At 69.5% G+C, this 19,861-nt stretch carries 12 protein-coding genes; 5 read left to right on the plus strand and 7 right to left on the minus strand.

The features are described from left to right. Window position 1 precedes the first annotated feature (1 nt). Together AC07SQ_RS28675 and glpD are read right to left on the minus strand one after the other, a co-directional pair. Window positions 2–1,075 (minus strand): ABC transporter ATP-binding protein, encoded by a 1,074-nt coding sequence (locus AC07SQ_RS28675; RefSeq protein ID WP_495272958.1) that lies wholly within the window; start codon window positions 1,073–1,075, stop codon window positions 2–4. Beyond that, the gene (gene glpD / locus AC07SQ_RS28680) at window positions 1,075–2,751 is read right to left on the minus strand and encodes a glycerol-3-phosphate dehydrogenase (protein ID WP_495272957.1); all 1,677 of its coding nucleotides are present in this window, start codon (window positions 2,749–2,751) and stop codon (window positions 1,075–1,077) included. The genes AC07SQ_RS28675 and glpD overlap by 1 nt, the downstream gene beginning before the upstream one ends. A 122-nt stretch (window positions 2,752–2,873) precedes the next feature. Here glpD and AC07SQ_RS28685 point away from each other — a divergent pair, with 122 nt between their 5' ends. Together AC07SQ_RS28685 and glpK are read left to right on the plus strand one after the other, a co-directional pair. Further along, the gene (locus AC07SQ_RS28685) at window positions 2,874–3,644 is read left to right on the plus strand and encodes a DeoR/GlpR family DNA-binding transcription regulator (RefSeq protein WP_062476748.1); all 771 of its coding nucleotides are present in this window, start codon (window positions 2,874–2,876) and stop codon (window positions 3,642–3,644) included. A 19-nt stretch (window positions 3,645–3,663) separates the two neighbouring features. Next, complete coding sequence (gene glpK / locus AC07SQ_RS28690) at window positions 3,664–5,160, plus strand: glycerol kinase GlpK (protein ID WP_495272956.1); 1,497 nt, start codon at window positions 3,664–3,666, stop codon at window positions 5,158–5,160. Between the two features lie 12 nt (window positions 5,161–5,172). Here the strand turns inward: glpK and AC07SQ_RS28695 are convergent, their stop codons facing one another. Continuing rightward, window positions 5,173–5,637 (minus strand): SH3 domain-containing protein, encoded by a 465-nt coding sequence (locus AC07SQ_RS28695; protein WP_095744792.1) that lies wholly within the window; start codon window positions 5,635–5,637, stop codon window positions 5,173–5,175. A 202-nt stretch (window positions 5,638–5,839) separates the two neighbouring features. On the opposite strand from AC07SQ_RS28695, the gene AC07SQ_RS28700 reads away from it, so the two are divergent. Continuing rightward, window positions 5,840–7,492: a sulfatase-like hydrolase/transferase gene (locus AC07SQ_RS28700; RefSeq protein WP_495272955.1), complete on the plus strand. Its 1,653-nt coding sequence runs from the start codon at window positions 5,840–5,842 to the stop codon at window positions 7,490–7,492. 7 nt (window positions 7,493–7,499) lie between these two features. Here the strand turns inward: AC07SQ_RS28700 and AC07SQ_RS28705 are convergent, their stop codons facing one another. From AC07SQ_RS28705 to AC07SQ_RS28720, 4 genes are all read right to left on the minus strand, one after another. Then, window positions 7,500–8,090: an Lcl C-terminal domain-containing protein gene (locus tag AC07SQ_RS28705; protein ID WP_495272954.1), complete on the minus strand. Its 591-nt coding sequence runs from the start codon at window positions 8,088–8,090 to the stop codon at window positions 7,500–7,502. Between the two features lie 124 nt (window positions 8,091–8,214). After that, window positions 8,215–9,171, minus strand: a complete 957-nt coding sequence (locus AC07SQ_RS28710; RefSeq protein ID WP_062476763.1) for an alpha-E domain-containing protein — start codon at window positions 9,169–9,171, stop codon at window positions 8,215–8,217. Between the two features lie 11 nt (window positions 9,172–9,182). Continuing rightward, window positions 9,183–10,679 (minus strand): circularly permuted type 2 ATP-grasp protein, encoded by a 1,497-nt coding sequence (locus tag AC07SQ_RS28715; protein ID WP_062476766.1) that lies wholly within the window; start codon window positions 10,677–10,679, stop codon window positions 9,183–9,185. A 98-nt stretch (window positions 10,680–10,777) separates the two neighbouring features. Further along, window positions 10,778–13,243: a DNA internalization-related competence protein ComEC/Rec2 gene (locus tag AC07SQ_RS28720; protein ID WP_495272953.1), complete on the minus strand. Its 2,466-nt coding sequence runs from the start codon at window positions 13,241–13,243 to the stop codon at window positions 10,778–10,780. Window positions 13,244–13,364: 121 nt separating this feature from the next. Here AC07SQ_RS28720 and AC07SQ_RS28725 point away from each other — a divergent pair, with 121 nt between their 5' ends. Next, window positions 13,365–16,865, plus strand: coding sequence for a transglutaminase family protein (locus AC07SQ_RS28725; RefSeq protein ID WP_495272952.1), 3,501 nt, complete (start codon window positions 13,365–13,367; stop codon window positions 16,863–16,865). 215 nt (window positions 16,866–17,080) lie between these two features. After that, window positions 17,081–19,825 carry a circularly permuted type 2 ATP-grasp protein gene (locus AC07SQ_RS28730; RefSeq protein WP_495272951.1) on the plus strand — a complete coding sequence of 915 codons (2,745 nt, stop codon included), beginning with the start codon at window positions 17,081–17,083 and terminating at the stop codon, window positions 19,823–19,825. The last annotated feature ends 36 nt before the right edge of the window (window positions 19,826–19,861 follow it).

Raw genomic sequence — 19,861 nt, forward strand, 5'->3', positions numbered from 1 at the left:
CTCAGTTTCCTTTGCGCCATGCCGGCGCGAGCGCCAGCTTTTCGCTGGCATCGAACACATAGGCTTGTGATGCGCTGAAGTACAGCGTGATCGAAGCGCCCAGCTCGAAGCGGTGCACGCCGGTGAGCTGCGCCACCAGTTCGCCCACCGCCGTGTCGACGTGCACGAAGGTGTCGGAGCCCGAAATCTCGGCCAGCTCCACCTTGCCGGGCAAGGCGATGTCGCCCTCCCCCGCGTTCACGTTCAAGGCACTCGCGCGCAGGCCGACCGTGACCGTGCCCGACACGCTGTCAGGCAGGGCCAGCGTCAGCGCGGGCCCGCCCGCGAGCTGCACGCGGCCGGCCGCGGCCGTGCCCGCCAGCAGGTTCATCGGCGGATCGCTGAAGGCGCGCGCCACGCGCAGCGACTGCGGCGCATGGAACACTTCGGCGGTCGGGCCGTACTGCAGCAGCTCGCCGGCGTCCATCACGGCCGTGTAGCCGCCCAGCAGCAGCGCTTCGCCGGGTTCGGTGGTGGCGTAGATGACGGTCGAGTCGCCGGTGGCGAAGAGCTGCGTGAGTTCTTCGCGCAGGCCTTCGCGCAGCTTGTAGTCGAGGTTGACCAGCGGCTCGTCGAGCAGCATGAGCGGTGCGTTCTTGGCGAGCGCGCGCGCCAGCGCCACGCGCTGCTGCTGGCCGCCCGACAGCTCCTGCGGATAGCGGTCGAGGAACATGCCGATGTGCAGCTTGTCGGCCAGCGCCTTCACCCGCGCGTCGATGTTCGACTCGCCGCGCAGCTTCAGCGGCGAGGCGATGTTGTCGGCCACCTTGAGCGAGGGGTAGTTGATGAACTGCTGGTAGACCATCGCGACGTTGCGCTCGCGCACCGGCGTGCCGGTGACGTCCTTGCCGTCCACCAGCACACGCCCGGTGCTGGGCGTGTCGAGCCCGGCCATGAGGCGCATCAGGCTGGTCTTGCCGGCCTGCGTGGCGCCAAGCAGCACGGTCACCGCGCCGCTTTTCGGCGCAATGCTCTGCTCGTAGAGCCAGGTTTGCGCGCCGACCTTCTTGGTGACGCGCTCCAGAGTCAGCTGCATCAGCTCACCTCCACTTCCACGGTGTCGTTGTTGTTCTTTGCGTTGGCCTGCAGCCAGATCGCCACCTGCTCGCGCTCGGCGGGCGTGTAGTGCAGGCCGAGCTTGGTGCGGCGCCAGAGCACGTCGTCCGAGCTCACGGCCCATTCGCGCGCCTGCAAGAAGCGCAGCTCGCGCTCGTACAGGCCGGGCGCCACCTCGGCGCCCATGTCGGCCAGCGACTGCGCCTCGCCGACCAGTTCGGCCACGCGTGCGCCGTAGCCGCGCGCCAGCCGCAGCGCGACCTGGGCGTCGAGCCAGGGGTACTTCGCCTGCACGGCGGCCACGAAGCAGGCGAAGTCGTCGTCGGGGCGCTTGGGCGCGCCGATCCAGGCCGACAGGTCGCCGCCGGCCAGGAAGGCACCGTCGGTCCAGGCCGGGCGCTGGGCGTTCGACTGGCCGAGCATCTTGCCGACCTCGTCGGCCGCGTCCTCGGCCAGCTTGCGGAAGGTGGTGATCTTGCCGCCCCACACCGACAGCAGCGGCGCGGCGGTGGTGTTCGACTCGAGCAGGTAGTCGCGCGTGACGGCCGAGGGGTCGCCCGAGGCGTCGTCCAGCAGCGGGCGCACGCCCGAGTAGGTCCAGACCACGTCGGCCGGCACGATGGCCTTGTCGAAGTAGCGGCTGGCCTGGGTGCACAGGTAGTCGATCTCTTCCTGCGCGATGCGCGCGGCGCCGGGATCGTCGCCGCTGATCTCGATGTCGGTGGTGCCGATCAGCGTGAACGCGCCCTGGTAAGGGATGGCGAAGATGATCCGCTTGTCGGGGTTCTGGAAGATGTAGGCGTGGTCGTGGTCGAACAGGCGCGGCACGATGATGTGGCTGCCCTTCACGAGCCGCAGGCTCTTGGTGGCCAGCGCCTCGCCGCGCGCCGACTGGGCCACGCCGCGCAGGAAGGATTCGGCCCAGGGGCCGGCCGCGTTCACCACGGCGCGCGCGCGCACGGTGCGGTGCGCGCCATCGGGGCCTTCGAGCGTCGCGACCCAGCCGTCGGCGCCGCGCTGCGCATGGATGCAGCGCGTGCGCGTGAGCACTTCGGCGCCCTTCGAGCGCGCGTCGATGGCGTTGAGCACCACCAGCCGCGCATCGTCGACCCAGCCGTCGGAGTACACGAAGCCGCGCTTGTACTGCGCCTTGAGCGGCGCGCCGGCCGGATGCTGGCGCAGGTCGATGCCGCGCGACGGCGGCAGCACCTCGCGCTTGGCGAGGTGGTCGTACATGAACAGGCCGATGCGGATCATCCAGGCCGGGCGCATCGAGGGGTCGTGCGGCATCACGAAGCGCAGCGGCCACATGATGTGCGGCGCGCTCTTGAGCAGCACCTCGCGCTCCTGCAGCGCCTTGCGCACCAGCGAGAACTCGTAGTACTCGAGGTAGCGCAGCCCGCCGTGGATCAGCTTGGTGGAAGAAGACGACGTGTGCGAGGCCAGGTCGTCCTTCTCGCACAGGACCACGCGCCAGCCCCGGCCGGCGAGGTCGCGCGCAATGCCGCAGCCGTTGATGCCACCGCCGACGATCAGCACATCGCAATCGGTGGCGGGTTCGGCCGCTGGAGAGGAGAAATCGGTCACAGGCTGGAGGTCCGTAGGTTCGTGACTTTTGTCAGCAAAGGCCGAGATTGTATTTTCGCGTTTTTTCATTTGGATTCCTTTTGGCGCGATTTTCCTCCGAGTTTTCCCTTACTCGGCTTCGTTTTCTTTCGTTTTAAAGTGACGCGGCCTGTACCCTCGACCCCAGTCTTTCCGCTTTCCACGACGCCTCTGTGAACTCCAACCCGCGCCAGATCAACCTCCTCGACACCGTGCGCGCGCGCGGTTCGGTCACCGTCGAACAGCTCGCCGACATGCTGGGCGTCACGCTGCAGACCGTGCGGCGCGACGTGCAGCGGCTGGCCGACGCGGGCTTGCTCACGCGTTTCCACGGCGGCGTGCGCGTGCCCAGCTCGACCACCGAGAACATCGGCTACCAGCAGCGCGAAACGCTCAATGCCGACGGAAAAGCGCGCATTGCGCGCCGCGTGGCCGAGCTGGTGCCCAACGACTGTTCGCTGATCCTGAACATCGGCACCACCACCGAGGCCATCGCCAAGGCGCTGATGCGCCACACGGGCCTGCGCGTGATCACCAACAACCTGAACGTGGCGACCATCCTGAGTGGCAACACGGCCTGCGAGGTGATCGTGGCCGGCGGCTCGGTGCGCCCGCGCGACCGCGCCGTCGTGGGCGAGGCCACCATCGACTTCATCCGCCAGTTCAAGGTCGACATCGCGCTCATCGGCGTGTCGAGCATCGAGGCCGACGGCTCGCTGCGCGACTTCGACCTGCGCGAGGTGAAGGTCGCGCAGACCATCATTGCCCAGGCGCGCGAGGTGTGGCTGGCGGCCGACGCGAGCAAGTTCAACCGGCCGGCCATGATCCAGCTGGGCACGCTCTCGCAGATCGACCGCCTGTTCACCGACGCCGCGCCGCCGCCGCCCTTCCCCGACCTGCTGCATGCCGCGCAGGTGCGCCTCGAGATCGCGCGCGACAACTGAACCCCATCAGACTCATCGAATGACCACCTACCTGCTTGCCCTGGACCAGGGCACCTCCAGCTCGCGCAGCATCGTGTTCGACCGCGAAGGCCGCATCGTCGCCATCGCGCAAAAGGAACTCACGCAGATCTACCCGCAGCCGGGCTGGGTCGAGCACGACCCGATGGAAATCTGGCGCAGCCAGCTGGCGACCGCGCGCGAGGTGCTGACCAAGGCGAAGCTGCAGCCCGCCGACATCCACGCCGTCGGCATCACCAACCAGCGCGAGACCACCGTGCTGTGGAACCGCGCCACCGGCCAGCCGGTGCACCACGCCATCGTCTGGCAGGACCGCCGCGCCGAGCCGCTGTGCGCGCAGCTGCGCGAACAGGGCCTGAGCGACACCATCCGCGAGAAAACCGGCCTGGTGATCGACGCGTATTTCTCGGGCACCAAGCTGCGCTGGCTGCTCGACAACGTGCCCGGCGCGCGTGCCCAGGCCGAGCGCGGCGAACTCGCCTTCGGCACGGTCGACAGCTGGCTCATGTGGCAGCTCACCGGCGGCAAGGTGCACGTGACCGACGTGAGCAACGCCTCGCGCACGATGCTCTTCAACGTGCACACGAACGACTGGGACGCCGACCTGCTGAAGGCGCTGGACATCCCCGCCGCGCTGATGCCGAAGGTGCAGCCCTCGAGCTCGCACTTCGCCGACACCGACGCCGCGCTGCTCGGCCACGCGCTGCCCATCGGCGGCGTGGCCGGCGACCAGCAGAGCGCCCTCTTCGGTCAGGCCTGCTTCGAGGCCGGCATGGCCAAGAACACCTACGGCACCGGCTGCTTTTTGCTGATGCACACGGGCGGCGCGTTCCAGCCCTCGCACAACGGCCTGCTGGTGACCAGCGCCGCGCAGGCCGACGCCACCCCGCAGTACGCGATGGAAGGCAGCGTGTTCGTCGGCGGCGCCGTGGTGCAGTGGCTGCGCGACGGCCTCAAGGCCATCAAGGGCAGCGCCGAGGTGCAGTCGCTCGCCGAGAGCGTGCCCGACGCGGGCGGCGTGATGATGGTGCCGGCCTTCACCGGCCTGGGCGCGCCCTACTGGGACGCGGACGCGCGCGGCACGATCACCGGCCTCACGCGCGGGACCACGGTCGCGCACATCGCGCGCGCCGCGCTGGAAAGCATCGCCTATCAAAGTGCCGCGCTGCTGCAGGCCATGAGCCGCGACGCGGTCGCCGCGGGCGGCAAGCCCGTGGCCGAGCTGCGCGTGGACGGCGGCGCGAGCGTGAACGATCTGCTGATGCAGTTCCAGGCCGACCTGCTGGGCATTCCGGTGGTGCGGCCCGAGGTGGTCGAGACCACCGCGCTGGGCGCGGCCTACCTCGCGGGGCTGTCGACCGGCGTCTACACCGACGCGCGCCAGCTCTCGAAGCTGTGGAAGGTGGAGCGCCGCTTCATGCCGACCATGGGCCGCGCACAGGCCGAGGAATCGATGGCGCGCTGGGAGCGCGCCGTGCGCCAGGCGACCGCGACCTGAGCGGGCGCGGGCTTACCAGCCCCAGAGGGAGCGCTTCAGCACCCAGCCGGTGGCGCCGCCTTCGTGGCGCACCTTCACCCAGTCGCCGCGGCGCTCGAGGGTGCGCAGCACGTCGCCGTACACGGCCTTCTTCACCACCGGGCTGCGCGCGCCGGGTGCGCGGCGCAGTTGCGCGGTCTTCGCCTTCACGACGTGGTGCGGCGTCTTGCTCGTCATCGAACGGAAGACCCAGGCCTTGTCGTTCTCGAAATCGGTGACGCGCAGCCAGTCGCCCTTGCGGCCGATCACGCGCAGCGGATAACCCCGGCTCACGGTCCAGTGCGCCTCGGCGCGCTGGCTGGGGGCGGTGCGCATGTTCAGGGTCTTGACCGCGACACTGACCATCTGCGGCTGCGCGGCAAAGGCGGACGGCAGCACCATCCACGAGAAGAAGAATGCGAGCAGGAGCGCGGGCAGTCGGCGGCTGAATCGGGCCATGGGGCGAGGGTTCCTTTCGAGAAGACACAAGAGGTCCGGCAAATGCCGGTCGAAGCCCCCTCTGGGACGCTGAGCGCCGATAAGTTCCGCGGGGATATCCCTGAGGCGTGACCCAAAGACCCCGCGAGGGTCGGGACACTGGACGCGTTGCCGCAGGGTGCGGGGCAGAATTCGCCCGCCTTTCGACTCCCCCACGCCGCGTTTGACACACCCTCACATCGACGCCCCGCGTCCCACCGCCAGCGCCCTGCTGGCTTGCGGCGTGGTCGGCGCGACGCTGCTGGCGCTGATCGCCCTGGGCCACGACGGCCGCCGCATCGCCCAGCTCGCGGTGCTCGCCGCGCCGCCCGTGCTCTGGCTGCTGTGGCCGCTGCACAGCGCGCGCCTGCGGCGCTGGCGCACGGCGCTGGTGTGGCTCTGGGTCATGGGCTTCGGCCTGGACGCCGTGGTCCGCGCCTACCTGCTCGACACCTATCAGGCCGCGCCCGACAGCGCCATGGTGCTGGGCGCCGCGGCCAACACCAACGCACGCGAAAGCACCGAGTACCTGCGCATGCACTGGCGCTCCGCCGTCGTGTGGTCGGCCGCGCTCGTGGCGGCGGGCCTGCTGGCGGGCCTGTTCGCGCGACGCGGTGCCACGGCGCCACGTGCGCGGCGGCCGTTCTGGGCGCGCTCGCTCATGCTGCTCATCCTGCTCGCCGCTTGCGTCGCCTACGTGAGCAAGCCCTGGCGCCGGCTGCACCCGGTCGTCTTCTGGACCCAGTGGTCGCAGTCGCTGCACGACCAGCGCGCCGCCTGGGCCGACCAGGAAAAAACCCGCGATGCGCAGATGGCCCAGGCCCGGCAGATCGCACCGGTGATCACGCGCGAGGGGCCGTCCACCGTCGTGCTGGTGATCACCGACAGTATCAACCGCGACAACATGGGGCTGTACGGCTACGGCCGCCCGACCACGCCGCGCCTGCAGGCGCACAAGGCGCAGGAAGGCGACCGCATGGCCGTGCTGCGCAACGCGTGGTCGGTCGACGCGAGCACCCTGCCCGCGCTGCGCAACATGTTCCATTTCGGCCAGCCCGCGAATGGAAACAACGGGAACGGCGACAGCCCGCCCCACCTGCTGGCCCTGGCGCGCGCCGCCGGCTACAAGGTCTGGTGGATCAGCAACCACGACGACCTCGCCATCGAGCAGCAGCACGCGCGCTACGCCGACGTCGTCGACATGGTGAACCGCACGCCGGGCCGTGCCAGCGCCTCGCTCGACGGCGAGATCCTCGACTGCGTGCAGGAAGCCTTTGCCGACACCAGCACCGAGCGCAAGCTCATCGTGGTCCACCTGATGGGCGCGCACCCGCACTACAGCCTGCGCTTTCCCGAGAACGCCAATCCCTTCGACGACAGCGTCGACGCGGTCGAGAACGGCCTCGTGAAGGACGGCCGCTCGGCTTGGGTGCGCCACTTCCGCCAGGAGTACGACGCGGCCTTGCTGTACCACGACTTCGTGGTGTCGGAACTGCTGCAGCAGACCCGCAGCACCGGCAAGCCGGACGACTACCGCGCCTGGATGTACCTGTCGGACCACGGCCAGGAAGTCGGCCACGGCAGCGACCGCGCAGGCCACAGCCCCGCGACCGCCTCGGGTTACCGCATCCCCGCCGTCGTCTGGCGCAACCGCGAGCCACTGCCCACCGGCGCCGCCACGCAGCAGCCCTTTCGCGCGGACTGGGCCGGCTGGAGCCTGATGGACCTGCTGGGCATCCGCTGGAGCGGGCAGAAGGCCGAGCGCAATGTGCTGGGCGACAGCTACCGGTGGCAGGCGCCGGAGATTCCGGTGGTGGTGGAGTCGTTCTCGAAGTAGCGGGAGGTCAGCGATCGGCCACCGGCCGCACGGCGTGGGTGGCCTCGGCCGCCTCGTTCTGGCCGATCCACGCATTGCTGAAGTCCACGGCATAGAAGTGCTGCGCGGCCTCGCTGCCCGAGCCCGACCAGAACTTGCGCAGCGGCGTATCGGGAAAGCGTGCGCTGTCGATGGTGGGAACGGAGGTTTCGCGGGCGCACCACCGGGGCACGGTGACGGGCTCCCGTTCGGGGCTCAATTCGAGCGTGAAGGTCTCGTCGACCAGGCCATGGTCACAACGCCGCAGCGCCGCCAGCTCCACGATGGTCGGCAGCCGCCATTGCGAGATGCCTTCGTGGCCCTTGGTGTTGAGCGCCTGCACGCGTTCCTGCGCGTCCATCAGGCTCAAGGCTTCGGCCTCGCCGACGCAACGCCCACCCTGCCAGGTCTGCCCCAGCGCGCAGCGGAGCCAACGCAATCCGGTGGCGGCGTCGAGGACGACGGCCGTCGATGCCTGGGGCGCGGCTTGTTCTTTCGGTGAGGCGGCCTGGTCGCAGCCGGCAAGCAACACGACAGCCGCCAAGGCGGCGGCCTTCCACTTGCCATCACGGGCAAGCATTGATTTCTTCATGAGAACTCCCTGCGGTCAGCAACTTGGATCGAGATCGAACTCGAATGCTACCGCCGGGGGTGCGAGGTCCCGGGGCCGGCCTGGGCCCGCAGGACGTCGATTCAATGCACCGTCAGTGCGCCGGCACCAGGAAGTCCTGGCTGATCCGCCCGCCCAGCTCGTTCACCCGGTCGAGGAACTGCGTGAGGTAGGCGTGCAGGCCCGTCGCCAGGATCTCGTCGACGCGCGCGTACTGCAGGTCGGCCAGCAGCTTGCCGGCGCGGCGTTGCGTTTCGGCGCTCTGCTCGTTCTGCACCTTCGCGAGGTTGTTGACCACCTCGACCAGGCTGGCGTGCAGCGAGCGCGGCATGTCGGCGCGAAGAATGAGCAGCTCGGCCACGCGCTCGGGCTTGATCACATCGCGGTACACCTTGCGGTACACCTCGAAGGCCGAGACGCTGCGCAGGATGGCGCTCCAGTGATAGAAGTCGTACTCCTGGTCTTCCTCGGTGGCGGCGCCGAAGAATTCGCTGTTGAGCGCGTGGAACTTCACATCGACCAGGCGCGCCGTGTTGTCGGCACGCTCCAAAAAGGTGCCAAGGCGCGAGAAGTAGAACGCCTCATCCTGGAGCATGGTGCCCAGCGTGACGCCGCGCGACAGGTGCGAGCGGAACTTGACCCACTCGAAGAACTGCCCCGGGTCGCGCTCGAAGTCGCCGGCGCGCAGCATGCGGTTCACTTCGAGCCAGGTGGTGTTCTGCGTTTCCCAGGCCTCGGTGGTGAGCGCGCCGCGCACGGCACGCGCGTTCTCGCGCGCGGCCTTCAGGCAGGAGACGATCGACGACGGATTGCTCTCGTCCTTGACCATGAACTCCATGACTTCGTTGGGCGTGATCTGGTCGTACTTCTTGCTGTACCAGGGCAGCAATTCACTGATCGAGAGCACGCCCTGCCAGCCGTACTTGGCAACCTCGGCCGACTGCGGCAGCAACGAGGTCTGGTAGTTGACGTCGAGCATGCGCGCCGTGTTCTCGGCACGCTCGGTGTAGCGCGACATCCAGTAGAGGTGGTCTGCGGTGCGGGACAGCATCGTGGGTGCTCCTACTGCGATTGGCTTTGCGACTGCGTGGCCGCCTTCGGCTTGGCCGTGCGGTCCGCTTCGAGAATCCAGGTGTCCTTGGTGCCGCCGCCTTGCGACGAGTTGACCACCAGCGACCCTTCCTTGAGCGCCACGCGCGTGAGGCCGCCGGGCACCATCTGCACCTCGCTGCCCGAGAGCACGAAGGGACGCAGGTCGATGTGGCGCGGCGCGATGCCGGCGTCGACGAAGGTCGGCGAGGTCGACAGGCTCAGCGTGGGCTGGGCGATGTAGCCGTCGGGCTTGGCGATGACGGCCTTCTTGAAGTCCTCGATCTCGGCCTGCGTGGCGGCCGGGCCGATGAGCATGCCGTAGCCGCCGGCGCCGTGCACCTCCTTGACGACCAGGTCCTTCATGTTGTCGAGCGTGTACTGCAGCTCGTCTTTATTCCGGCACATGTAGGTCGGCACGTTCTTCAGGATCGGCTTCTCGCCGAGGTAGAACTCGACCATCTTCGGCACGTAGGGGTAGATCGACTTGTCGTCGGCCACGCCGGTGCCCACGGCATTGCAGATGACGACGTTGCCCTGGCGGTAGGCGCGCATGAGGCCCGCGCAGCCGAGGGTGGAGGTCGGGCGGAACACCTCGGGGTCGAGGAAGTCGTCGTCGACGCGGCGGTAGATCACGTCGACCCGCACCGGGCCGCGCGTGGTGCGCATGTAGACGAAGTCGTCCTTGACGAACAGGTCTTGTCCCTCGACCAGCTCCACGCCCATCTGCTGGGCCAGGAAGGCGTGCTCGAAGTAGGCGCTGTTGTACATGCCGGGCGTGAGCACCACCACCGTAGGCTCGGCCGTGGCCGGCGGCGCGCTCGCGCGCAGCGTTTCGAGCAGCAGGTCGGGGTAGTGGGCGACCGGCGCGATGCGGTTCTGGTTGAAGAGCTCAGGGAAGAGCCGCATCATCATCTTGCGGTTCTCGAGCATGTAGCTCACGCCGCTGGGCACGCGCAGGTTGTCTTCGAGCACGTAGTACTCGCCGTTGCCCTGGGCATCGGGGGCGCGCACGATGTCGATGCCCGAGATGTTCGAGTAGACGTTGTGCGGCACGTTCACGCCCATCATCTCGGGGCGGAACTGGGCGTTGTTCAGGATCTGCTCGGCCGGGATGATGCCGGCCTTGATGATTTCCTGGTCGTGGTACACGTCGTACAGGAAGCGGTTGAGCGCCGTGACGCGTTGCACCAGCCCCTTTTCCATGCTCTCCCACTCGTGGGAGGGAATGATCCGGGGCAGCAGGTCGAACGGGATCAGCCGCTCGGTGCCGGAGCCGTCCTCGTCCTTGGCGCCGTACACCGCGAAGGTGATGCCGACCCGGCGGAAAATCATTTCCGCCTCTTCACGCCGCGATCGCATCACCTCACCGGGTTGCTTCGCAAGCCATTGGTCGTAGCGCTTGTAGTGCTGTCGGATTGCAGCGCCCGCATAGGGGAGCTGCTCATACATCTCGTCGAATTTGTGCATGGAACGACCAATCTCCTTGAGCCATAGCTTAGCAAGTTCGAGGCCAGTAGAAGCCCTAGGTTTGGGCCCGATGCGAGGGCATTTCGCGTTTCGGACCTTCATGGCATGCGGTGGCGCCAGTAGCGCGGATCATTCGCGCGTTCACACTTCAGCTCGGCCGGCGCCGGGCTCGCCCAGTGGGCGGCGCCGCAGCGCGGGCTGTCGACCACCTGCACGCCGCGTTCGACGTAGCGCGCCACCACCTCGGGCGCGGGGTGGCCGAAGCGGCTGCGGTAGCCGGCCTGCGCGAGCGCGATGCGCGGGCGCACGGCATCCAGAAAAAGCTCGCTCGACGAGGTCTTGCTGCCATGGTGCGGCACCAGCAGCACGTCGGCCGCAAGCCCGGGCGTTCGCGACACCAGCGCGGCCTCCTGCAGCCGTTCGATATCGCCCGCCAATAGAACCGTGGCACGGCCGTTGCCGATGCGCAGCACGCACGACACGGCATTGGGCCGCGTGAAGCCGAGGTAGTCGCTGTCGAAGGGAAACAGTACCTCGAAATCCACCCCGTCCCAGGTCCAGCGCTGCCCGGCCTCGCAGCGGCGCGCGGGGCGCAGCGCCTGCAGCGGATGCCCGGCCTCGATGGAACTCAGCAGCGCCGCCTGCGGCTGCATGGCAAGCACCGCGGGCGCGCCGCCGGTGTGGTCGATGTCGCGATGGCTCAGCAGGAGCATGTCGAGCCGTTCGCCGCGTGCGCGCAGCAGCGGCACGAGCACGCGGTGGCCCGCGTCGCTGTCGAGCCCGTAGCGCGGGCCGGCGTCGTACAGCAGGCTGTGCGTGGCGGTGCGTACGAGCACCGCGTTGCCCTGCCCGATGTCGGCGGCGAGCAGGTCGAACTCGCCCACGGCGGGCCGCGCTGGCTGCCACAAAAGCACTGGCAGCAGCAGCGGCAGGCCGAGCGCGCGCATGGACCACGGCAGGCGCATCGCCAGCAGCACGCCGCCTGCCACGCCACCCGCAGCCAGCCACGCGGGTGGTGCGGCCATCGACAGCGTGGCGAACGGCAGGCCGGCGAGCGCCTGCAGCAACAGCGCGAACAGCTTCACGGCGCCAGCCGCCACGTCCCACAGCGGCGGCACCGCCACACCGAGCATCGCCAGCGGCGTGATCACCAGCGTCACCCACGGGATCGCGAGCGCGTTGGCCACCAGCCCGACCACCGACACCTGCTGGAACAGCAGCAGGCTCAGCGGCGTGAGCGCCAGCGTGATCGTCCATTGCTCACGAAAGAAGCGGCCCAGGCGCGTGAGCGCGCCCACCCGCCCCTCGCCCGGCACGGCCGTGGCGGAGGCGAACAGCACCGCCACCGCCACGAAGCTGAGCCAGAAGCCGGCCTGCAGCAGCGCCCATGGATCGGCGGCCACCACGACCGCCGCCGTCAGCAGCCAGACGTGCGGCCACGGCCAGCGCCGACCGGTCAGCCGCAGCAGCGCCACGGCCACGAGCATCCAGACCGTGCGCTGCGAGGGCACGCCCCAGCCGCTGAAGAGCGCATAGAGCGCGGCCAGCAGCACCCCGCCGGCGAGTGCGGCCTGTTGCGCGGGCAGCCGCAGCATGAGCCGGCTGCTGCGCCGCCAGAACGCGCCCACCACATGCGCCGCGAACCACGCGAACAAAGTGATGTGCAGGCCCGAGATCGACATCAGGTGGGCGACGCCGGTGGCGCGGAACACGTCCCAGTCGGCACGGTCGATGGCGCCCTGGTCGCCGGTGACGAGCGCGGCGATCACGCCGGCCTGACGCCGGTCGTCCACGCGCGCGAAGACGGCATCGCGCACGGCTTCGCGCGCCCGCTCGATCGGGTGCCGCCATGTGGTGCCCAGCAGGCGCGGCGCGGGGTCGCGCGCCCCGGCCCGCACATGGCCCTGCGCATGCACGCCCTGCTCCCACGCCCACAGTTCGCTGTCGAAGCCATGCGGATTGAGGTTGCCGTGCGGCGCGCGCAGGCGCACGGTCAGTTGCCAGCGCTGGCCGGCATGCACCTCGCCCACGGTGCGTGCGACGGATGCGCGACGTTCGGCGGGCTGCTCCCACATCCCGCTGTATTCGCCGTACCAGGCGAGTGCGATGCGTGACGGCACCGTCGGTGGCGCCTCATCGGAGGCATCGGCCCACTGCGCCATCTCCACGTCGAAACGGAAGCGCGTTCCGATCTCGCCGGGCTGCGGCATCTGCGAGACCACGCCCGTGAGCCGCAGGTCGCGCCCTTCCAGTTGCGGGTCCAGCGCCCCGCTCGCATAGGCCGTCGCGCGCCATCCAGCGAGCCCCGCACCGGCCATCGCGCCGCAGGTCAGCGACAGCACGAGCACCGCCCACCGAGGCCCACGCCACCGCCACAACAGCCATCCGCCGCCGAGCCCCACGAGCGGCAACGCGACGTAAACACCCGCCGCCCACAACAGCGGCTGGCGCAGTTGCACCGCCGCGCCGAGCAGCGTGCCGCCCAGCGCAACGAAGGCCCCCGACCCACCCGCGACAGCGCCGGACACACGCCGCGACTGCCCTCCCCACACCCCGGAATCCATGATGCAAACCCTCCCCCAACCCACGCTCGATGGCGCGTTAATTGCTTGGCAACTGGGCTAGTATGCGTCTCACCAGAGACATCTTTTCGATGCAACCTCGCTGCACTGCACGCCCCTACGCATGTCCATCCACGCCGCACTCCACCACGTCACCCACTACACATACGACCGCCTGGTGCAGTTGGGCCCGCAAGTCGTGCGACTGCGCCCCGCGCCCCATTGCCGCAGCAATGTGATCTCGTACTCGCTGCGGGTCGAGCCGGCCGAGCACTTCGTCAACTGGATGCAGGACCCGTTCGCCAACTACCAGGCGCGGCTCGTGTTCCCCGAGAAGACGCGCGAGTTCAAGGTCACGGTCGACCTCGTGGTCGAGATGGCGGTCTACAACCCCTTCGACTTCTTTCTCGAGCCGCAGGCCGAGAACTTCCCCTTCAAGTACACGGCCTCGCAGGCCGAGGAGCTGGCGCCCTACCTCGTCACCGAAAAGCCCACGCCGCTGCTGCAGGCCTACCTCGACAGGATCGAGCGCAAGGAACAGCGCACCATCGACTTCCTGGTCGGCATCAACCAGCAGGTGCAGAAGGACGTCAGCTACCTCATCCGCATGGAGCCCGGCGTGCAGACGCCGGAAGAAACGCTCAGCAACGGCAGCGGCTCCTGCCGCGACTCGGGCTGGCTGCTGGTGCAGTTGCTGCGCCACTGCGGCCTGGCCGCGCGCTTCGTGTCGGGCTACCTGATCCAGCTCACGCCCGACGTGAAGGCGCTCGACGGCCCCAGCGGCACCACGGTCGACTTCACCGACCTGCACGCCTGGTGCGAGGTGTTCCTGCCGGGCGCCGGCTGGATCGGCCTGGATGCCACCTCGGGCCTGCTGGCCGGCGAAGGCCACATCCCGCTGGCCTGCACGCCCACGCCGTCGAGCGCCGCGCCCATCGAAGGCGGCGTCGACGAGTCCGAGGTCGAGTTCAGCCACGAGATGAAGGTCACGCGCATCTACGAATCGCCGCGCGTCACCAAGCCCTACACCGAAGAACAATGGGCCGAGGTGCTCGCGCTCGGCGACGCGGTCGATGCGCGCCTCGTGGCCGGCGACGTGCGCCTCACGATGGGCGGCGAGCCCACCTACGTGGCCACCAGCGACCGCGACGCGCCCGAATGGAACACCGACGCGCTCGGCCCCACCAAGCGCGGCTACGCCACCGAGCTCGTGCACAAGCTGCGCGCCGAGTACGGCCAGGGCGGCTTCCTGCATTTCGGCCAGGGCAAGTGGTACCCGGGCGAACAACTGCCGCGCTGGGCGCTGTCGATCTTCTGGCGCGCCGACGGCCAGACGCTGTGGCACGACCCCGAGCTGTTCGCCGACGAGCGCTTTCCCACGCACTACACGAGCGAGGACGCGCGCCGCTTCACCACCGTGCTGGCGCACAAGCTGGGCCTCACCGAGCGCTACATCCAGGCCGGCTACGAGGACACCTACTACTACCTGTGGCGCGAACGCCGCCTGCCGGTGAACGTCGACCCCTTCGACTCCAAGCTGGACGACGAACTCGAACGCGTGCGCCTGCGCCGCGTGTTCACGCAGAAGCTCGACGCGGTGATCGGCTACATGCTGCCCATCGAGCCCGGCAACGCCAACAGCGACACGCCCGCGCTCGCCGGCCCCGGCTGGAAGACCGGCCCCTGGTTCCTGCGCGACGACCGCCTGTTCCTGATCCCGGGCGATTCGCCCATGGGCTACCGCCTGCCGCTCGACTCGCAGCCGTGGGCCAGCAAGGGCGACTACCCCTACCTCATCGAGCGCGACCCGACCGCGCCGCGCGCCGCGTTGCCCACCGCGTCCGACTACCGCGCGCGCTATGCCACCGCCACCCCGGTGGCCGGCGCCGACCTGGGCGAGGTGCCCTACACCTTCGGCACGCCGCCCGTGATGGCCGCGTCGCTGCGCATGCAGAGCCCCGGCGATGCGGCGAAGGGCGATGCAGCTGCTTCTGCCGATGCCGCCACGCCCGCCACGCGCCAGCCGCTGCGCGGCGAATCGGCCCACTGGGTCACGCGCACCGCGCTGTGCGTCGAGGTGCGCGACCCGCGCCGCGCCAACGGCCCGGCGGCCGAGAAGAAAGGCAGCGCCTCGGGTGTGCTCTACGTCTTCATGCCGCCGCTGGCGCGCCTGGAGGACTACCTCGATCTCGTCGCCGCCGTCGAAGCCACCGCGCAGCAGCTGGGCGTGCGCATCGTGATGGAAGGCTATCCGCCGCCGCGCGATCCGCGCCTGAAGATGCTGGCCGTGACGCCCGACCCGGGCGTGATCGAAGTCAACATCCACCCGGCCCACAACTGGAAGGAACTCGTCGACCACACCGAGTTCCTCTACAACGCCGCGTTCGAGACGCGCCTGTCGGCCGAGAAGTTCATGACCGACGGCCGCCACACCGGCACCGGCGGCGGCAACCACTTCGTGATGGGCGGCGCCACGCCGGCGGACAGCCCGTTCCTGCGCCGGCCCGAGCTGCTGGCCAGCCTGCTGCTGTACTGGCACAACCACCCCTCGCTGAGCTACCTGTTCTCGGGCATGTTCATCGGCCCGACCAGCCAGGCGCCGCGCGTGGACGAAGCGCGCAACGACCAGGTCTACGAACTCGAGATCGCGCTGAAGGAGATCGCCAAGAACCGCGAGATCTACGGACAGAACATGCCTGCGTGGCTGGTCGACCGCACGCTGCGCAACATCCTGATCGACGTGTCGGGCAACACGCACCGCAGCGAGTTCTGCATCGACAAGCTCTACTCGCCCGATTCCAGCACCGGCCGCCTCGGCCTGCTGGAACTGCGCGCCTTCGAGATGCCGCCGCATGCGCGCATGAGCATCGCGCAGCAGCTGCTGATCCGCGCGCTGGTCGCCCGCTTCTGGGACGCGCCCTACCAGGCGCCCGTCACACGCTGGGGCACCGAGCTGCACGACCGCTTCCTGCTGCCGACCTTCGTCAAGATGGACTTCGACGACGTCATCAGCGAGATGCGCCAGGCCGGCTTTGCGTTCGATGCCGACTGGTTCGCGCCGCACTTCGAGTTCCGCTTCCCGCTCGTGGGCCAGATGCAGTCGATGGGTGTGGAGCTGTCGCTGCGCAACGCGCTCGAACCGTGGCACGTGATGGGCGAAGAAGGCTCGGCCGGCGGCACGGTGCGCTATGTCGATTCGTCGCTGGAGCGCATCGAGGTGCGCGTGACCGGCCTGAACGAAAGCCGCCACGTCGTCACCGTCAACGGCAAGGTGCTGCCGCTGCAGCCCACGGGCGTCACCGGCGAATTCGTCGCGGGCGTGCGCTACAAGGCGTGGAACCCGCCCTCGGCGCTGCACCCGAGCATCCCGGCCCACGCACCGCTGACCTTCGACCTCGTCGACACCTGGATGAAGCGCTCGCTGGGCGGCTGCCAGTACTTCGTCGCCCACCCGGGCGGTCGCAACTACGACACCTTCCCGGTCAACGCCTACGAGGCCGAGAGCCGTCGCCACTCGCGCTTCACGCGCACCGGCCACACGCCGGGCCTGCTGCGCACCCCGCCGGCCACCATCGAGCTGCCGGGCAGCCGGGAGTTTCCGTTCACGCTGGACCTGCGGCGCTGAGGATCGAGGTGGGCTCTGTTCGTGCGGGGCGCTTATTGCTTGCCGCACGCCTTCGGGGTCCAGTGGCCGTTGTTTGAGGTCACCGTCCGTGACCTCAAAACCGCCCACTCCTCGGGCGGGCGCTGCGCATGAAATCGGCCAGGAAGCGTTCGGCATTTCGCCGGATCGCTTCGCTTGGCGGGCCCCGGTGACGGTGATGTGACAATCTCCCCCCTGTGGAACCCCTGAACGAATCCCTGTTCGACGCCCAGGCCCCGGAGCATCCGGCGGCGCTGGCGTCTTCGCTCGCGCCGGCGGCCCTGCCTGGGCATTTCGACGAATTGCGAGGACAGGCGACGCCTGCGGCGCCCTCGCGGCCGGTGTCGGGCGGGGCCCCGGCGCCCGCCGCGGCCCCGCTGCTGTACGACGCCGCCGAGGAGCGACCGACCCCGTCGCAATCGCAGTCCCAGTCACAGTCGTCCTCGCAATCGCAGGCACAGGAACCTTCACCTTCCGGCGACCAGCCCCCGCTCACCCCCGCCTGGAACGCCTTCTTCGAACAGCTCGGCCCCGGCGGCATCAACGACCTGCCGCGGCGCGCGGTCAGCCTCGAGCGGCAGATCCGCGACAACGGCGTCACCTACAACGTGTACGCCGACGCCAACGGCCCGCAGCGGCCGTGGTCGCTCGACCTGTTTCCGCTGATCGTCTCGCCCGAGAGCTGGGCCCAGATCGAGGCCGGCGTGCAGCAGCGCGTGCGCGTGCTCGACCGCGTGATGGCCGATGCTTACGGACCGCAACAGCTGCTGGCCGAAGGCCTGCTGCCGCCGGCGCTGGTGCGCGGCCACCCCGGCTACCTGCGCGCGCTGCACGGCGTGAAGCCGGCAGGCGACACCTGGCTGCACATCGCCGCCTTCGACCTCGCACGCGGCCCCGACGGCAACTGGTGGGTGGTCTCGCAGCGCACGCAGGCGCCTTCGGGCCTGGGCTACCTGCTGGAGAACCGCCTCGCGATCACGCGGCAGTTTCCACAGGCCTTCGAGGCGCTGCAGGTGCAGCGGCTCGCCGCCACCTACAGCGCCATGATGGAAGGCCTGCAGCGCATGTGCCCCTCGGGCTCGCCGCCGCACATCGCACTGCTCACGCCGGGCCCGTACAACGAAACCTACTTCGAGCACGCCTACCTGGCGCGCTACCTCGGCCTGACGCTGGTCGAGGGCAGCGACCTCACGGTGCGCGACCAGCGCCTGTACCTCAAGACCCTGCAGGGCCTGCGCCCGGTGCACGGCCTCATCAAGCGGCTCGACGACCAGTTCCTCGACCCGCTGGAGCTGCGCCCCGACTCCACGCTCGGCGTGCCCGGCCTGCTGCAGGCGATCCGCGCGGGCAACCTGCTGGTGGCCAACATGCCGGGCTCGGCCTTCCTTGAATCGCCGGCGCTGCTGGGCTTCCTGCCGGGGCTGGCGCTGCGGCTCATCGGCGAGAAGCTCAAGCTGCCGGCGCTGCCGACCTGGTGGTGCGGCGAACGCGCCTCGCTCGAGGCCGTGCTGCCGCAGCTGGGCGAGAGTGCCATCAAGCCGACCTACCCCGGCTTCCAGGGGCGCTCCAGTTTCGACGCCGTGTTCGGGAGCCAACTCAGCCGCCGTGAAATCGACGAATGGGCCGGCCGCATCGTGCGCGAGGGCGACGTCCACACGGTGCAGGGCTACCTGCCGCTGTCGCAGATGCCGACCTGGGCCAGCGACCTCGGCCCCGGCCACATCGCACCGCGCGCGCTGATGCTGCGCGTGTTCGCGGTGAGCGACGGCCCGCAGTCGTGGCGCGTGCTGCCCGGCGGGCTGGCGCGCCTGGCAGGCCCCGACGCACAGATCGCCTCGATGCAGCGCGGCGGCAGCAGTGCCGACGTCTGGGTGCAGACGCACGGCGAGGTCGACCGCACCACGCTGCTGCAGCCGCACGCCACGCCGGCCTCGCTGGCGCGGCACCGCGCACCGGTCACCAGCCGCGCGGCCGAGAACATGTTCTGGCTCGGCCGCTACACCGAGCGCGCCGAAAACGCGGTGCGCCTGGCGCGGCTCACACTCAACCTGCTGGGCAGCGAAGACCAGTCCTCGCGCCCGCTGCTCGAATGGCTGCACCGCATGGCGGTGCGCAACGCACTCGTGCCGGCCGAGGCGCCGAGCGCGCCGCAGTCGCGCCGCGTGTTCGAGCGCGCGCTCATCGCCGAGCTGGGCGACGTCGACCACGGCGGCAGCGTCGGCTACAGCCTGCGCAGCATCCGGCAGGCCGCGGCGGCCGTGCGCGAGCGGCTCTCGCAGGACAACTGGAACCAGATCGTGCGCGCCGAAAGCGACTTTTTGCGGCGCGCGGCCGAGCAGGCCGGCGAAGGCAGCTTTGCCGCCAGCGCCGCCCTGCGCGCGCTCGAATCCGCGAGCACCGCGCTGGCCGCCATGACCGGCGCGCAGACCGACCGCATGACGCGCGACGACGCATGGCGGCTGCTGTCGATCGGCCGCCACATCGAGCGGCTGGGCTTCCTCTCGAGCGCGCTCGAGGCCGGCTTCGCCAACGGCGCCGTGCACGAGGTGAGCGGCTTCGAAGCCATGGTGGCGCTGTTCGACAGCACCATCACCTTCCATGCCCGCTACCAGCAGCGCCGCGACGTCGCCACGCTGGTCGACCTGCTGGTGCTCGACGCCGAGAACCCGCGTTCGCTGGCCTGGGTCACGCAGACCCTGCGCGGTCGCATCGCGCGGCTCGCGGGCAGCGCGCCGGGCAAGCTCACGGCCCTGTCGTACGAGTTGCCCGACCCCGCCACCTGGACGCTGGAACACCTGTGCGCGGCCGGCCCCGGCGCCGACTACCCCGCGCTGGTCGAACTGCTCGCCACCTGCGAGACGGCGGCGTACCACGTGTCAGACGCCATCGGCACGCGCTACTTCACGCTCACCTCGGAATCGCTGCGCTCCGTGGGCGCCTGATTCCACAGATACACACAACGATATTTCGAAGGAGGC

This window comes from Variovorax sp. GW821-FHT06D12 (genome assembly GCF_059419205.1).

Bases quoted from the DNA above. Each gene is read 5' to 3' on its own strand.
- AC07SQ_RS28725 (WP_495272952.1), top strand. From the start codon at position 13,365: ATGTCCATCCACGCCGCACTCCACCACGTCACCCACTACACATACGAC.
- AC07SQ_RS28705 (WP_495272954.1), bottom strand. From the start codon at position 8,090: ATGCTTGCCCGTGATGGCAAGTGGAAGGCCGCCGCCTTGGCGGCTGTC.
- AC07SQ_RS28715 (WP_062476766.1), bottom strand. From the start codon at position 10,679: ATGCACAAATTCGACGAGATGTATGAGCAGCTCCCCTATGCGGGCGCT.
- glpD (WP_495272957.1), bottom strand. From the start codon at position 2,751: ATGAAAAAACGCGAAAATACAATCTCGGCCTTTGCTGACAAAAGTCAC.
- glpK (WP_495272956.1), top strand. From the start codon at position 3,664: ATGACCACCTACCTGCTTGCCCTGGACCAGGGCACCTCCAGCTCGCGC.
- AC07SQ_RS28720 (WP_495272953.1), bottom strand. From the start codon at position 13,243: ATGGATTCCGGGGTGTGGGGAGGGCAGTCGCGGCGTGTGTCCGGCGCT.
- AC07SQ_RS28710 (WP_062476763.1), bottom strand. From the start codon at position 9,171: ATGCTGTCCCGCACCGCAGACCACCTCTACTGGATGTCGCGCTACACC.
- AC07SQ_RS28675 (WP_495272958.1), bottom strand. From the start codon at position 1,075: ATGCAGCTGACTCTGGAGCGCGTCACCAAGAAGGTCGGCGCGCAAACC.
- AC07SQ_RS28695 (WP_095744792.1), bottom strand. From the start codon at position 5,637: ATGGCCCGATTCAGCCGCCGACTGCCCGCGCTCCTGCTCGCATTCTTC.